The 13,566-nt window shown below is 71.8% G+C and carries 16 protein-coding genes and 1 pseudogene; 10 read left to right on the top strand and 7 right to left on the bottom strand.

Annotated elements, in window-relative coordinates:
- Positions 1–62: 62 nt before the first annotated feature.
- The gene (locus tag ACZ303_RS17850) at positions 63–593 is read left to right on the top strand and encodes a GNAT family N-acetyltransferase (RefSeq protein WP_467339925.1); all 531 of its coding nucleotides are present in this window, start codon (positions 63–65) and stop codon (positions 591–593) included.
- 185 nt (positions 594–778) lie between these two features.
- Here the strand turns inward: ACZ303_RS17850 and ACZ303_RS17845 are convergent, their stop codons facing one another.
- On the bottom strand, positions 779–1,333 hold the full coding sequence (locus ACZ303_RS17845) for a GNAT family N-acetyltransferase (protein ID WP_467339923.1): 555 nt from the start codon (positions 1,331–1,333) through the stop codon (positions 779–781).
- Positions 1,330–1,527, bottom strand: a complete 198-nt coding sequence (locus ACZ303_RS17840; RefSeq protein ID WP_467339921.1) for a hypothetical protein — start codon at positions 1,525–1,527, stop codon at positions 1,330–1,332. The genes ACZ303_RS17845 and ACZ303_RS17840 overlap by 4 nt, the downstream gene beginning before the upstream one ends.
- A gap of 10 nt (positions 1,528–1,537) precedes the next feature.
- Here ACZ303_RS17840 and ACZ303_RS17835 point away from each other — a divergent pair, with 10 nt between their 5' ends.
- From ACZ303_RS17835 to ACZ303_RS17825, 3 genes are all read left to right on the top strand, one after another.
- Positions 1,538–1,807 (top strand): hypothetical protein, encoded by a 270-nt coding sequence (locus ACZ303_RS17835; protein ID WP_467339919.1) that lies wholly within the window; start codon positions 1,538–1,540, stop codon positions 1,805–1,807.
- Between the two features lie 444 nt (positions 1,808–2,251).
- A complete protein-coding gene (locus ACZ303_RS17830) occupies positions 2,252–2,704 on the top strand; it encodes an STAS domain-containing protein (protein ID WP_467339917.1) in 453 nt (150 codons plus the stop codon).
- Positions 2,701–3,408, top strand: coding sequence for a hypothetical protein (locus tag ACZ303_RS17825; protein ID WP_467339915.1), 708 nt, complete (start codon positions 2,701–2,703; stop codon positions 3,406–3,408). Before ACZ303_RS17830 ends, ACZ303_RS17825 begins: the two co-directional genes overlap by 4 nt.
- Before the next feature lie 213 nt (positions 3,409–3,621).
- Here the strand turns inward: ACZ303_RS17825 and ACZ303_RS17820 are convergent, their stop codons facing one another.
- Positions 3,622–3,969 (bottom strand): PRC-barrel domain containing protein, encoded by a 348-nt coding sequence (locus ACZ303_RS17820; protein ID WP_467339914.1) that lies wholly within the window; start codon positions 3,967–3,969, stop codon positions 3,622–3,624.
- Between the two features lie 926 nt (positions 3,970–4,895).
- Between ACZ303_RS17820 and ACZ303_RS17815 the strand changes: the two genes are divergently transcribed.
- Complete coding sequence (locus ACZ303_RS17815; protein WP_467340193.1) at positions 4,896–5,066, top strand: DUF5670 family protein; 171 nt, start codon at positions 4,896–4,898, stop codon at positions 5,064–5,066.
- 99 nt (positions 5,067–5,165) lie between these two features.
- Positions 5,166–5,339, top strand: a complete 174-nt coding sequence (locus ACZ303_RS17810) for a CsbD family protein (protein ID WP_311607103.1) — start codon at positions 5,166–5,168, stop codon at positions 5,337–5,339.
- A gap of 107 nt (positions 5,340–5,446) precedes the next feature.
- Here the strand turns inward: ACZ303_RS17810 and ACZ303_RS17805 are convergent, their stop codons facing one another.
- Positions 5,447–6,232: a hypothetical protein gene (locus ACZ303_RS17805; RefSeq protein ID WP_467339910.1), complete on the bottom strand. Its 786-nt coding sequence runs from the start codon at positions 6,230–6,232 to the stop codon at positions 5,447–5,449.
- Positions 6,233–6,296: 64 nt separating this feature from the next.
- Positions 6,297–6,809 carry a hypothetical protein gene (locus ACZ303_RS17800; protein ID WP_467339909.1) on the bottom strand — a complete coding sequence of 171 codons (513 nt, stop codon included), beginning with the start codon at positions 6,807–6,809 and terminating at the stop codon, positions 6,297–6,299.
- A 270-nt stretch (positions 6,810–7,079) separates the two neighbouring features.
- Here ACZ303_RS17800 and ACZ303_RS17795 point away from each other — a divergent pair, with 270 nt between their 5' ends.
- Complete coding sequence (locus ACZ303_RS17795; RefSeq protein ID WP_467339907.1) at positions 7,080–10,454, top strand: hypothetical protein; 3,375 nt, start codon at positions 7,080–7,082, stop codon at positions 10,452–10,454.
- 169 nt (positions 10,455–10,623) lie between these two features.
- On the opposite strand, the gene ACZ303_RS17790 is transcribed toward ACZ303_RS17795, so the two are convergent.
- Both ACZ303_RS17790 and ACZ303_RS17785 read right to left on the bottom strand, forming a co-directional pair.
- Positions 10,624–11,103 (bottom strand): hypothetical protein, encoded by a 480-nt coding sequence (locus ACZ303_RS17790; protein ID WP_467339905.1) that lies wholly within the window; start codon positions 11,101–11,103, stop codon positions 10,624–10,626.
- A gap of 87 nt (positions 11,104–11,190) precedes the next feature.
- Positions 11,191–11,748, bottom strand: coding sequence for a hypothetical protein (locus ACZ303_RS17785; RefSeq protein ID WP_467339903.1), 558 nt, complete (start codon positions 11,746–11,748; stop codon positions 11,191–11,193).
- A gap of 391 nt (positions 11,749–12,139) precedes the next feature.
- Here ACZ303_RS17785 and ACZ303_RS17780 point away from each other — a divergent pair, with 391 nt between their 5' ends.
- The 3 genes and pseudogenes from ACZ303_RS17780 (at position 12,140) to ACZ303_RS17770 (ending at position 13,562) form a co-directional block, all read left to right on the top strand.
- Positions 12,140–12,334 carry an isocitrate lyase/phosphoenolpyruvate mutase family protein gene (locus tag ACZ303_RS17780; protein ID WP_467339901.1) on the top strand — a complete coding sequence of 65 codons (195 nt, stop codon included), beginning with the start codon at positions 12,140–12,142 and terminating at the stop codon, positions 12,332–12,334.
- Between the two features lie 287 nt (positions 12,335–12,621).
- Positions 12,622–13,359 (top strand): annotated as a pseudogene (locus ACZ303_RS17775) (HAMP domain-containing protein); the annotation flags it as partial.
- A gap of 23 nt (positions 13,360–13,382) precedes the next feature.
- Positions 13,383–13,562: a hypothetical protein gene (locus ACZ303_RS17770; RefSeq protein WP_467339899.1), complete on the top strand. Its 180-nt coding sequence runs from the start codon at positions 13,383–13,385 to the stop codon at positions 13,560–13,562.
- Positions 13,563–13,566 lie beyond the last annotated feature (4 nt).

Raw genomic sequence — 13,566 nt, 5'->3', positions numbered from 1 at the left:
GGTGCCAGGCCGCTGGGGAAAACGGCGTGACAGCTGCGGCGCCCGGGAGGAAGACTCGCGTCGTGCGTGATCGTGTCGAAGCTTCTTCAGGCCTGGTGCTGCGTAGATGGACATCCGGGGATGCCGCATCGGTGATGGCCGCATTCGCGGATCCCCTCATGCGGGGGCAGGCCGACGAGCCGGTGGACTCGGCGCGGGCTGCCGAGCGCTGGATTGCCGATCGTGGCGACCAGTGGGCTGCGGGCTCGGCCTTCGCCTTCGCCGTGGCCGACGGCCAGGGCACGGTGCTCGGACATGTGTCCGTCGGTGCGGTGAACCGGCGGCACTCCGTCGGATGGGTGTCGTACTGGACCACGGCGCCGGCAAGAGGCAGAGGCACAGCCTCTTCGGCCTGCCGTGCCCTCGCCCATTGGGCTTTCCACGACGCGGATCTCTTCCGGCTGGAGCTGGGACACCGGGTGAACAACCCCGCCTCGTGCGCGGTGGCTCGTGCCGCGGGATTCACCGTGGAGGGGCGGCAACGCCAGAAGCTCGCATACGACGGCGTCCGCTATGACGTCGAACTTCACTCCCGGCTGGCAACGGACTTTTAATACGCCCGCCCATGGCGCAGGTCGTGCAGCCGCACGCGGCGTAGCAACGCCGCCTCGCCTGCACTTTCGCTGTGAACCGCCTGTGTAAGAAAGAAATCTTCGGAGGAACGTGAACGATTGGCGAAATACGCTGCTTGTGTCGCGAGTTGGCTGGGTCCTCCTCGGTGGTAGCGCTCAGTGGGTGGTCACCGCCGGCTGAATAGCATCACGTCGTGGAGATCTGCGCCGGGCCAGGGGCGAGCTTCGCCTACCTTCTGGTACCCCCACGATCGGTAGGCAGCTTGTGCCGCCTTGCTGTCCGGATGGACGTTGAGCAGTACACGTTCGGCCTCAGCGCTTTCGAGCAAGGCGTTGTGCAGTCGGCGAGCAATACCTCGCCTCCGCCACGGTCCGCGCGTGGCAAGCTCCATCAAGCCGAAGGTGCGGTGTCCGTCCTCGCGCCGCATGTCGTCGGGTACGGGTGTGACGAGCTGGTCCCACCAGCCGGTGTCGGGTCCGAGAGAGTACCCATAGGCGATGCCGACCGGCTCGCGGTCGTCCGTGTGGGCGAGGGCGCCGCGGAAGCTGCTTTTGCGGGTCTGGGAGCGGAATCGGCGGAAGGCGGCCGCGACGTCGGCCCCCGTCTCGTTGTAGGGCGGTTCGGCGAACGCCTCGGCGTAGACCAGACGGAACGAGTCCTCGGCCTCCGCTGCGGCCGGACCGTCCAACTGCTCAACCGTGACTGTCTCGTGCTCTGTCATACGGCAGTCCCTCGTACTGTCTCGCGAATACGCGCCGCGCAGTCACGGGCAGTCACGCTGTCGATGCGGGCTACGGCATGCCAGAAGTCCTGTACCTTGCCCGCCAGACGTGGCGAGGAGATACCGCTGTAGACGTCGAGTACGGCGCTCATCTCCGCGCATGCTTCATCGACTTCCCCGGCAGCAAGCAGCACACTCGCGAGTTTGACGCGGTACGACGCGTTGTTTGCGCGCGAGGTCGCCGTCGATGTCGCGCACGGCTGCGCGCAGGAACGGCACGGCGCGTTTGGGCTGCTCGGCTCGTACGTACATGTCGGCCGTGGCGTAGTCGACCTCGAACGGCCCGACGAACTGAGCCCAGCGCGGCACCTCCGCGTCAGCGTGGGCGCGCCCCTGGTGGCTGACCGCGCGGCTCAGGGCACGGCGTGCGCCGGACAGGTCGCCCGTGTGCGTGGCTACGTTGGCGTCGCGTAGTGCCTGTCATTGCATGTGGCGGCGTTGGAGTACTCATTCGTTCACTTCGGCCGGCAGTGAGGCCGCTAGACGGGCGCAGTCCTTTTGACGAGGCGGACAGAGCTGTCAAGCTGCGGGCGGACGAACTGCGCAGTCTTGAAAACTTGTCGGCTTGCGGCCGTCTCCTGGGGTCGGACCGGGGTCTATGCTGCTGAGTGGACGTCCCAGACCCCGACGGCATGCTGTTTCTTGGCACACGGTGCCTGTGGGGAGCGGACTGTTCGTCCCTTCGCTCAGTGCATCCCCGCAGGGAACCAGCTGGGGCCCTCGGCCCTGGAACACGGCCCGCTGGGTCAGTGGTTCGCCTGCTTGCCCGAAAGTCATGCACCGGGAGCACAGCAGGAAGTGCCGAAGCCCGGCACCTCACCTGGCAATGCCCCGGCCAGTCTCCTGAACCGAGGCACCATGCCCGCCCTTCAGATGCTGAACGTCTACCGGCACGACAAGGAGAACCGGGCGCTGATCACCCTGGCCGGTGAGATCGACCAGGTCTCGGCGCCCTTGGTGAGCGAGACACTGGAGCGGTGCCTGGGCGAGGGCATCCGCACCATCGACGTCGACCTCACCCCTGTCACCTTCTGCGACTGCAGCGGCCTCAACGCCTTCCTCCGCGCCTCGCACCACACCATCGCGGCCGGAGGGTCCCTGCGCCTGCACTACCCGCCTCCTACGCTGACCCGGATCCTCAGCTTCACCGGCGCCGGTCCCCTGCTCCTCGACCTCCCGGACCCTGCCATGACACCTCCTTGCCCGGAAGGATCAGCCGGAAGCCTTCCGGCACCACAGTCTTCTCGCACGTACGGGGCCATCGGACCGTCCGGTGTCCTGATGCCCGCTCTCTCGGGTGGTGTGCTGTGACGGCCCGTTCCGGGCCGGGGCAGGCCCAGAAGCTGGAGGGCTACGCACCGTCGGCGGAGGGCGGGGTGTACGTGCGTGGGCTGAGCCGCTGGCAGGCCGAGGACCAGCGTGAGGACCTGGCGGATCTGTACGTGGAGTCCGCCGACACCGAGCCCGGCGAGGAGTACCGCAGCCGCGAGAGCTTCCTGCGGCGCCTTGCCGATGACGTCCGACGGCCCGGGTTCGACATGATGATCGCGGAAGCCACGCAGGCAGGGCAGGCGCCGGCCTTGGTGGGGTGTGCCTTCGGGTTTCCCGTGCGGCGTGACGGCGCCTGGTGGCAGGGGTTCTCCGGGGCGCTCCCGCAGGACGTCGAGCAGCTCACCGCGTCCGGGCACGTCTTCGCGATCACCGAGATCGTGATCCATCCGCATGAGCGCGACCGTGGTCTCGCCGGTCACCTTCAGGAGCGGCTGCTCACCAGCCATCAGGCATCGCTCGGGGCCACCTTGGTGGATCGGGCCGATCAAGCGGCCTGCGCTGCCTTCCGGTCCTGGGGGTGGCAGGACATCGGAGAGTTCCGCCGGCCGCCCGGCCCCACCGTGCTGCGGGTACTGGTCCTTCCCATCGGCGAGCGGAGCGCGGCGAAGCCGGACGGCCTGGCGCACAACGCGGACACCGAGCGGCCCCGTGCAGCGGACGCCATGGACCCCGGGATGAGGTGACGGCGACCAGTGGCCGGACGATGCCCTCTGGCTGGGCCGCCTGCGTCGGCAGCGGGCGGCCCAGTCTTGTTGTCGCTCTCGTGGTGGGGTGGTGTCATCCGATGCAGCTGGGGACGGGGGAGGGGACGCGGTGGGCGCAGACCGGGTGCGTTCCCGGTCTGCGCCCACCGTCCTTGCCGCCACGCGGCCGCCCCGCGCGGTGCGAGGGCGCTATCAGCCGCGTGGGCGCTGGTAGTAGGAGCCGACGTTGCGGTGGTAGTCGGTGTCGCCGAGGTGCTTGTCCTTGTCGAACTCCGGGGAGTTCTTGATCTCTTCCTTCGTTCGCGAGACGTGGATCGTGTGCTGGGCGTTGTCCACCCTGGTGACGATGCCGGCCGGGATGAGGACGTGCTTGCCGAAGATCCATATGCCGGTGTCGACGACGATGCAGGCCGCGCCCACATCGTCGGAGTGCTTGTCGACCTTGCCGATGCTGCCGTCGCTGGCCTCGACCTTGAATCCGGTCAAGTCGATGCCCGCCGTGTAGCCGGCACTGGACTGATAGCCCCAGACGTCATTCATGAAGGCTCCTTCATCGAGACGGTGGCTGTTCGGGAACTCGCCGGTCTTGTGCCGCTTCGGCCCTGTGGCCCGCGGGCACTTTTCGCGCGTCAAGGGCGGCTCATGCCGCCGGCGCCTGGCAGGGACCCGGGACGGGAAACCAGGGCCGGTGGCACGAGGCGGAGGCGCGGGCAGCGACCCTCGCGGAAGGGAAGGCATCCGAGGGTGGTGCGGGAGATTCCGGCACCTGTATGCACCATGGGCCTCCTCGGAGCGGAAGGGATCTCACGCTGCCGGGGACCGGGGCCTCACCGCACAGCGTAGTCCTGCCCGCCCACCGCGGACAGGACTTGAACAGGCCGATCCCATACGCCTGTTCGGATGATGCGGGGAGGACTAACCTGCACGGTGCCGCCCGGGACCCCGGCAGCAGCGAGCACTGACCGCGCCCCTGCGGGGCGCACGCTGCGCATCGGTGCCGGAGCCTCCCCGATCGGGGCCGGCCCCCGCTTGCCGTCGCCACACGACCCCGGCACGGCCTCGGTGCGCCCCTCGCGGGCAGCATTCCGCCGCTCGTCCGTGTCACGCGCATCCGATGGCAGGCGGCACTCATGTACGCGCTGATCATCTCCACTCTGACCCCCTTCGTCCTGCTCGCGACCGTCATGGGCCTGTCTTGGTGGGAGGACCACGTCCTGCCACCGGCCGACCCGGCGGAGACTGCCGCCGAAGGGTCCTCGCGAACCCCGCCGGTCCCCGTCCCGGAGCCGGAACACGCCAGTATCACCAGCTTGTTGACAGGCAGTGGAACCGGGCGTTGACTGAACACCACGGCATAGGGCTACGACGCTCCGGCATCCTCCGGGGCGGCGCCCCCGTCCAGCTTCGCCCGGACCCTGCGGAACTCAGGGAATCCTCCCTGGCCCATCCGGAGGCCCGGCGTGATCATGTTGATCGTCCTTCTCCTGCTGGCCCTGGTTCTGTTCGGGTTCGGCTTCGGCATGCACCTGCTGTGGACCGCCGCGGTCGTCGTGCTGATCGTCTGGATCCTGGGCTTCGCCCGTCACCGTCGTGGCCGCCAGGGCGGCGGACGCCGGTACGCCGGGAACCGCCGGTAGTCCGCACCGGGCGGACTCCGCCCCCCTTGCGGGAAGGGCGGCCTGCGCGGAGAGCACGCATGAGGAAGCCGAACCCGACGGACGAGAGAAGGGACCGCCATGAACCTCGCAAAGAAGATCAGGGACAAGAAGCAGGTACTCCACGGCAGGATCAAGCAAAGCCTCGGCCGGGCCACCAGGAACCGGCGGCTGCAGACCGAAGGGAAGACGGACCGGGTCGCAGGCAACCTGAAGCAGTCCGGCGAGAAGGCCAAGGACGCCTTCAAACACTGATCCCTGTGCCTCTTGGACCCGGCGGTCGCGAGACGTTTCCCGCACCGTTGCCGGTGGTCACTCCCCGGCGGCGCCGGCGAGGCCCTGAGACGGTGGTGCGGTCTCGATCAGGTGCGGGTCTCGATCAGGTGCGGGTCGGCGAAGCACCAGCGCAGCCAGAGGGTCGATTCGAGGTCCCAGTACGGGGCAGCGGCCAGGCCGACCCCGACGGGGATCCGGAACCCCTGGGTGGCGACGATCGCGCGCAACGTCATGTGCACCCCGGCGTAGTCCTGGGCCACCTTCCGCCAGTCGGGGAAGAGGGAGCCGTCGTGCACGAGGGGGTAGCGCCCGACGAAGGCCGCCCAGGTGCTCGCGCCGCTGATCTCGAGGACCTCGGCCGTGGGGTCCGTGACCCGCAACTCCCATGTGTACCAGGGCAAGGGGTGGAGGCTCGAACCCTGGTCGAGGTACATCCGCCACATGCTCGGGCCGCCGCGCCGCGCCGTGGAGGTGTAGAGCCCCAGGTGGAACGGCTTCGTGCTGGGCGGAATCGGGTCCCCGAGGGGTGCGACGAACCGTGCCCGGTCCAGGACGGGCTGCCGGGAGGGCATCAGTTCGTGCGGGCCGGCGCCGATCCAGTGCTGGCGCGTCCGTTCCAGTGGGCCCCGTACGAGGCTTTCCTCCTCGCGTGCGAGGTGGCGCAGCAGCAGGCAGCTCTCCACGATCCCGTCCGCTTCGGACGGGTCGACGACGGCGGGGCCACCGGCCGCGGCCGCCATTTCCGGCTCGGTCCACAGCGGCATGACCGCGGTGAAATGACGCAGCCACGCGTCGGAGCCGGCGGCCGGGTCCGCCGCCGCGTCGAGGTCCGTCACTCTCCGGCGCAGGATCCGGGCGGGGGTGGGGCGCACGTCGGAACTCCTTCCCCGGCGGCGCCCCCGTGCAACGTGGTGGTGCCGTTCCGGTGGCAGTGGGTCAGCAGGCGATGCGCACTTCCTGGCCGAGGCCGTTGGCGGAGGCGGTCGGCGGCTGGTAACCGGGCGGGAAGACGACCTTGAAGTACATCCAGCCGCGGTAGTTGCCCGGGCTGCAGCGCACGGCCGCGTTGTTCTGCGCCGAGCGGGTGTTCGTCTGGGTCCGCAGCGACGACTGGTTGACGAGCTGCCCGTTCTTGTACAGGGCTGCCCGCGTGGTGATCTGCGGCACGGGCGCCGTGCACGAGACGGTCACGACGACGTTCACCGTGCCGGGCACGTGGGTGGAGTTGTGCGGGCGCTGCACCTGGCCCTCACAACGGATCACCGCCGAGGCGTCCGCGCCCGAGCCGGCCTTCCCGGCCTCCACGGTGTCCGCTCCGCGCCCCGCGGACGCGGCGGGCGGAGCGGACGGGTCCCCGTCCGCTGCTCCGGCCGCGGCAGGAGAGGTGCCGCCGAGGAGCGCCAGGACCGCCATCGACGCGGCGGTGGCCGCCGTCCTCCATGTGCGCATGTCTTCTCCTTCGTGTCCTTCGCGACGGAGACCGCCGCGGGGCGCGGACACGGGTCCGTACCCCGCGACGGTCCGATGTGGGCCCACCGAAGGAGATCCTACGAAAGGTAATCGATTCAGCACTTATAGTGAAATATGTTCGAGTAGGGATCCGGCCAGACCCGGCACAGGCTGCCCGGCCGGCCGAACCGGCGCCGGATCGTAGCGCCCCCGATAGCGCCCTCGATAAGGATTCGGCCGAAGGGAAGAACGTCGGCGAGAATCCCCCGCATGATCCAGAAGTCCCCGGTCGTGCTCGTCGACGAGTTGCTCGCCACCCTCGACCCGATGCCGCACCCCCGGCGCCTGAACCACACGGCCGCCCACGCCCGGGAACTGCGCGCCAGTGGGGAGCTGCGCGCGGTGGTGGCCGAGCTGGCGCGGCGCGGGGCGTACGGGCGGGGGCTCGCGGCGCTGGCCGCCGAAGCCGGCCACGACTTCGCCTGGCTGGAGGGGCGCCTGACCGACCCCGACCCGATCGTGCGGCACCATGCCCTCTCCGCCGTCCGGCGGGGGCACATATCGGATGCCACCGTGACGGCCGCGATGCACGACGCCCCGGCCGTCGTACGGCGCGCGCTGACGCACGCCGTCGTCGTCGGCCGGCGCACCGCTCTCGCCGACTCCCTCGTCGGGCCCGTCCGCGCGCGCTGGGGCGACGCGGAGGCGGCCAGGCTGCTGCCCGGCTGCGGCACCGGCACCGTCGCGGAGCTGCTGCCCGGCCTCTTCCACGCCGTCACCGGCTGGACCGGGCTCGCCCGCCACCACGCCACCGCGATCCTCGACACGGCCGAGAGCCGGCTCACCGCTCTCCCGCGGGCGGCGCGGCGCGGCTGGTGGCAGGCGAACGCGGCGAGCGTGGCGGCCGCCGTCGAGGCCGAGCCCCCGCGGGTGCTCGACCTGCTGGAGCGGCTGTGCCACGAGGAACTGCCCCTGCGGATCCAGCACCGTATCGGCCGTCTGGCGGCCGCCGACCCGGGCCGCACGATCCGGCTGCTGCTCGCACCCGAACGCGGCACGGCGCATCTCCACCGGCTCGGCCCACCCGTGCTCCGCAGGCTCGTGCGCCACGACCCTCCCGAACTCGCCGAGCTGGCCCGGGCGCTGGGCGCCGACGAGCGCGCGCTGACGCACCTGCTGCGCGAGCTGGCCCCCTCCCGGCGCGCCGCCTGCTACGACGCCGCCATGACCGGCCGCGCCACCGACCGCGCCGTGTTGTCGGAGGACCTCCTCGACGTGCTGCCGCGGGCGCGGCGCGAGGCCGAGGCGCGGCGGATGGCCGCGCAGGCCCGCGAGGTCGGGGACCCCTGGCAGAAGGTCCTCTCCGCCGTCTCGTTCCTGCCGGTGGACGAAGCGCGGCCCGAGCTGCTCGCCGCCACCCGCCGCTCCGCGGCCGAGGACCGGGCGTACGCCTACCAGCTGCTGCTGCGCAACGCCGCCCGCTCGCGCGAGGCGGCCGCCGTCACCGCGCTCCTTGCGGAAGACCTGGGCCGGCTGCGCAACGAACAGGACCCGGTACGCACCCCGGCGCTGACCGCCCTCGCCCGCGTCCACCCGTCGCTGTTCACGGACGCGGCCGCACCCCACCTGGAGCGGATCACGACGGACGCGCTCGCCGCCCGCGACCTCTCCCCGGGCGGCCGTCAGGCCCTGTGCGGCCTGGCCCAGGCGGTGCTGCGCGCGTACGCACCCGGCAGCGAACGCCGGCTGCGGGCCTGGGCGCTGCGCACCTTCGACCGGTTCCCCGACGCCCGCCGCTCGTGGACCGGAGCGCTGCGGCGCGGGCAGGAGCGCGAGCTGCTCGACGCGGTGCTGCCGTCGCTCGAAGCGGCCGCGGACAAAGCCGACCACCAGCCGGCGCTCGACTTCGCCCGTTCGCTCGGCCCGCGCGCACGCGACCTGCCCGAGCTGCAGGACCTCCTGTGGCGGGCGATCCGGCACGGCGCGGACAGGACCGCGTACGAGGCCGTGTGGCTGTGGCTGGACGACCCCGGGACCCGGGGCGACCGCGTGCCCGCGCTCCTCGCCCTGGACGCCTCGTCCGCCACGCACCCCCTCGTCTCCCGGACCCTCGCCTGGCGGCGCACGGACCTGCTCGACGTCGCGCTGGGCGACACCCCGCCGTACGGGCGTTTCCTGGCCCGCGGCAGCCACTGGCTGCCGCCCGTCGGCCCCCACACGGCCGGCTGGCCGCCACGCCAACAGGCCGCTGCCGCACGGCTGCTGGCCCGCGCCGCGGCGGACGCCTCGCTCAAGACCCACCAGCGCGTCGAGGCGATCCGGCGGTCCGCGGCGATTCCCGGGCACGGCACCGAGCTCCTGCGGCGCTACGCCGACTCCGCGGAGGTGCCGCTCGCGGAAGCCGCGCTCGCCGCGATGGCGCACGCGGAGCGCCCGGCGGAACACCTGGAGGAGCTGCTCGCCCACGCCGGCGGGGACCGCGCCGGCGTCGCGGTCCACACGGCGGCCCGCGTGAGCCGCCTCGTCGCGCCGTCCCGCCTGGCCGGGGCGCTGCGCGGACTGCTGCTCGCCGAGCGCGGCGTGAAGGTGACCAGCCGCAAGGAAGCGGCCCGGCTCGCCGCCGGTGCGCTGCCGGTACGGGAGGCGGCGGCCCTGCTCGCCGAGACCTGCGCCCGACCGGGGCAGCACCATGACGTCCAGGCCGCCTGTGTGGCGGTCACGACCGACCTGCTGGGCTGCGAGGAGGCATGGACGCTGCTGGAGACCGCGGTGACCGGGCGGCGCGAGCCGCGGTCGGCGGTGCTCGGTACCTCGCCCTATGAGCTGCCGGAGGAGCACCGCCCGCGCTACGCGCACTTGATCCACGCCGTGTGCCGCGCGGACGACCCCGAGGTCGCGGAAGCCGGTTACAGGGCGCTCGAACACTGGGCGCGCTGGGTTCCGGAGGCCGCCGACACGCTCGTGGACGTCGTCGTCGACCTGGAGAACCGCACCGGTTGGCAGGCCGCGTCCGGCGCACTGTGCCGCGTCGTCGCCACCGGCCCGTCCGGCACCCCGGACGTCACGCCCCTGGCCCGCGCCCTCACCACGCTGATCGCCGCCGACGCGCGCGGCGGAACGCCCGACGCGGAGCCCGGCCGCGACCGGCCCGCCCGCCGACGAGTCCGGCACATCGTCGCCGTACTGGTCCAGGACAGCCGGTGGAGCCGCCGTGCCACGCTGCCCGTGGCCCACGCGGCCACCGAACTCCTCGCCGCATCAGGGGACTTCGTCGCGGACGCGGCGGAACTGTCCGTCCACACCCTCGACCTGGACGCGGCGCCGGACGCGCTGGCGGCGGAACTGACGCGCCTGGCCCACCTCCACGAGGGCAGGCCCGCGCTCGCGGTCCGTACCGCCGACGCGCTCGACCAGCGGCTGCGGTTCTCCCGCGACGGCGACGACGGGGCGTTCGGGCACGCCGCCCGTGCCCTGTCCGAGGACGGCGGCCACGCCGCCGGGCTGTTCGCCGTCGCCCTCACGGCCGCCGGCGGCCGTCGCACCGAGTGGGCGGCGCACTGGCGCGAGCGGCTGCGCGCACTGCGCGGCCACCCTCGCCCGGACATCCGGGACGGGGCGTTTGCCCTGGTCACCGCCGAGGAGTAGCGGTCGCCGACCTCCGGTACGGGCTCGGCGGCGACGCCGCTGTCACCGAGCGGCTGGAGGCGGGTACGGATGATCCCGCCCGCCACGCGGCCTGGTCGTCACCGGTGACGACCAGGCCGAACGGCCCGAAGGCGGGACCGAGCGTCCTCCTGTGGGTGGGAGAGGGGTCTCAGGTGCTGAGCAGGCGGTTGAAGAACGAGCGGTAGCGCTGGAGTGCGACGCGCAGATCCTCGGTCGCCACCTCCTCACCTTGCTGCCACTGGTTTTCGAGACCTCGCTTGTGGTCCGAGAAGGTCGTGGCCAGTGCCTGCATCGTCTCGGCGACGAGCTGGTCGGCCGCGTTGACGGCGTCCTGCGGGTCGTCGACGAACTCACTCTGGATCTTCTGCCACCTGGCGCGGAAGTCCTCCTGTTCCTCGCCGAGCAGGGGTTCGTTCTCCTCGGCCAGCTCCGCCTCCCGGGGTTCACCGGTGGCCGACCGGCCGCCGCCTTCCCGGTCCTCGCCGCCGATGGTGGTGGCCTCCCCGGGGAACTGCGGCGGGGCGTCGGCCGAGCCCGGTGCCTCTTCTCCGGCGCCCTGCCGGGCACCGGCCAGGTCCTCCGTGGACAGAGCGCCCTCGTCCGGCTGGGGTGTGTCTTGGTTACGCATCTCTTCACTTCCGTCCGTCACGTGTTCCGGCCGGGCGGCGACTGGGTGCCGACCGGGCCGCTCGTCGTCACGTCGTCGGCCGCGGGCTCACGCCTGGCTCTCGCGCCGCGGCCGGTCGCCGTTGTGGAGCAGTTCCTCGAACAGCGCGCGGTAGTGCACCATCGCGCCCCGCAGCTCTTCCGTCGTCGCCTGATGGCGGCTGCTGCGGGCGTTGACCTCATGGGCGGCGCGGTAGTGCTCCAGGGTGCGCCCGTGTTCGACCGACAGGTCCTTCAGCTGCTGCTCGTAGCCCTCGGTCGGGTACCCTCGCTCGCTCATGAGCGTGGTCACGAGCCGGTCCGCCTCGTGGACCGCGTCGTCGGGCCGGTCGACGAACTCCTCCTGCACCCGGGTCCAGTCCTGGGTGTAGCGGTCCCGGACAGGGGCCGGCAGCGGTTTGATGTCCAGCGCGTCATGGCGTTCCTGGCGCTCGCGCAGCTCCCGCTCGCCCGCTCGGCGGCTGTCCTGGGCCTCCACGGTCCGCTCGTACTCCGGGCCGAACCGCTCCCGCAGCTTCCGGCGGCGCGCCGTGACCGCCCATGCCGCCACCGCGGACACGAGCAGCACCAGCACGACGGCAATGATGATGATGGTGATGAGGGACATTGGGTCCTCCGCTCGTAGCCGAGTGAGCCCTGTATAGGTGCGGCTGCCCCTGCACATGCGTCCGAAACGGGCGCACCGCGGATCCGGTACCGCCTCGGGGCCGCCCACCGGGGCCACGCGCTCCTACCGCTCACGGCTCACAGGCCGGCGCGGCGGTCGCGGCTCGGCGGGGGCCGCTCCTACCGACTGACTGGCGACTGACTGTTCATGCCGTCGTCCACCGGCCGTACGGCCTGGCCGTCCGGCAGAAGCAAGATCTCGCCCCGATGACGGTCAGGGTTTCCTCCTCCGATCTCCTCCGATCTCCTCCGATCACGCATGCAGTTCCGCCCCTCCTCCATCGTGCTCCCCACCGACCCCAGGGGCAACCAGCGGCACCACCAGCCTGGCCGTGGCCGTGGCCGCCGGCCTGCCGGACGGGGCGGCCGCCGTCAAGGCCGCCGTACCCGCGCTGTTCGCGAATGCGCGCACCGACACCCACTGGCTCGGCCGCCAGGAGGAGGAGACCGCGACCCGTCTCGCGCTCTACGAACAGGCCGGTGCGGACAGGGCGTTCGTGCCGGGGGCCTGTCGGACCCGGATGTGACCACCGCGACCGCCATCCGGGACGGTCGGCCGGCGGACCTGCGGGCACGGTCCTACGCCGAGGTGCGGCGACTGGGGGGCGTGTGAGGCGAGATGGCGCGTAACAGGGTCGATTTTCGACCACCGCTTCCAACGGTGCCGGACGAGAGGCGGGGAGCGCCGGAACGCCCGCCCGTCGGACCTACGGCCGTCACCGCGCCCCCGGTGAGCGGGGCCAACCTGCCTCCGCGCCCTTGCGGAACGAGGGTGGCATGGCTGACACGACGGTCGACGGCTCGGTACCCCACCGTGGACGCGCGCGGCGAGATCCTGGAGCTCAAGAACACCATCAACACGATGGTCGACCAGCTCTCCTCCTTCGCCGCCGAAGTCACCCGCGTGGCCCGGGAGGTGGGCAGCGAGGGCCGCCTGGGGGCCAGGCCGGGGTCGAAGGCGTCTCGGGCACCTGGAAGCGGCTGACGGAGAACGTCAACGAGCTCGCCGGCAACCTCACCCGTCAGGTGCGGGCCATCGCGGAGGTCGCCGGCGCCGGCGCCGAGGGCGATCCGACCCGCTCCATCACCGTGGACGCCTCCGGCGAGGTGGCCGAGCTCAAGGACAACATCAACGCGATGGTGGGGCCCCTGCGCGAGACGACCCTGGCCAACCAGGAACAGGACTGGCTCAAGTCCAACCTCGCCCGCATCTCCGGCCTGATGCAGGGCCACCGCGACCTGGCCGTCGTCGCCGAGCTCCCCGGGCAGCCTGATCGTGCTCCCCATCGTCGCGGAGGATCAAGTCCTCGACGTCATCGAGCTGGCCTCCTTCACCCCCTTCACCCCCGTGCACCGGGCCTTCGTCGGCCAGCTCATGGAGACGGTCGGCGTCAACGTCAACACCATCCTCGCCAACGCCCGCACCGACGGACTGCTGGGCGAGTCCCAGCGGCTGGCCACCGAGCTGCAGGCCCGCTCCCAGGAACTACAGGTCCAGCAGGAGGAGCTCCAGCGGTCCAACGCGGAGCTGGAGGAGAAGGCCGCCCTGGTCTGGCGAGCGGGGACACGCTGCTGATGTTCACCGACGGGCTGGTGGAGCGGAAGGGCTCCCTGCTCCAGGACTCCCTGGACCACCTGATGGCCACCGCGAAGGTGCCGACCGTCACCTTGGAGCAGCGACTGGACCGGCTGCTGACCCACAGCAAGGCCGACACGGACGACGACACGTGCCTCGTGGGTGTCCAGGCGGTCTGAGGGA

This window comes from Streptomyces sp. NPDC023527 (genome assembly GCF_055560115.1).
The sequence above is the reverse complement of the archived record's forward strand: the minus strand, read 5'-3'. Positions and strand labels throughout refer to the sequence as shown.